The 664-nt window shown below is 74.1% G+C and carries 1 protein-coding gene; it reads right to left on the bottom strand.

Annotated elements, in window-relative coordinates; translation table 11 throughout:
• The coding region (locus V2J85_RS40325) for an FAD-dependent monooxygenase (RefSeq protein ID WP_330824356.1) at positions 1-664 on the bottom strand (664 nt) is incomplete at both ends.

The following is a 664-nucleotide window of genomic DNA, read 5'->3' as shown; positions in this document are numbered from 1 at the left end:
ACCTCGGGGCCCTTGGCCCGGTTCAGCACCTGGAGCCTGTTCATCGCGGGCCGCCGCCGCCGGTCGTAGGCGGCCAGAGCGCGGACGGGATCGGGATCGGCCGCGAGCGCGTGGGCCAGCGTGCGGGCGTCGACGATGCACTGCGTGGTGGCGTTCGACCCCATCGGGGCCATCGCGTGGGCCGCGTCGCCCAGCAGCGTGACCCTCCCGAAGGACCACCGGGGGAGGGGATCGCGGTCGATCATGGGGAACTGCCGCACCCGCTCCTGACCGGCCAGCACCTCGGCGAGCGCGAGATCCCCGCAACGCCAGTCGGGCACAGGCCCCAGCTCACGGCCGGCCGCGGCGTCCGCGCTCCGGGCTTCGCCCGATGCGGCGGACTCCCGGGACACGGCCCAGTTCACCGGCACCGTGCCGTCGTCATCGGGCCGGTCGGCGAGCGGGTAGACGACGGCCTTCCAATCGCCGTCACCCATCACGACCATGGAGCGTCCGCCCAGGAACGGACGGCAGCGGGACACTCCCCGCCACACCACCGCACCGCTGGACGACGGCGGGCCCTCCTGCGGGTAGAGCAGGCCGCGCACGGTGGAATGGATGCCGTCGCAGCCGATCAGCACATCGGCCCGGAGCTCCGTCGGCAGGGCGCTCTCCCGGTGCGAGA

It is taken from the genome of Streptomyces bugieae, from assembly GCF_036352915.1.
GTDB classification, from domain to species: domain Bacteria; phylum Actinomycetota; class Actinomycetes; order Streptomycetales; family Streptomycetaceae; genus Streptomyces; species Streptomyces endophytica.
The sequence above is the reverse complement of the archived record's forward strand: the minus strand, read 5'-3'. Positions and strand labels throughout refer to the sequence as shown.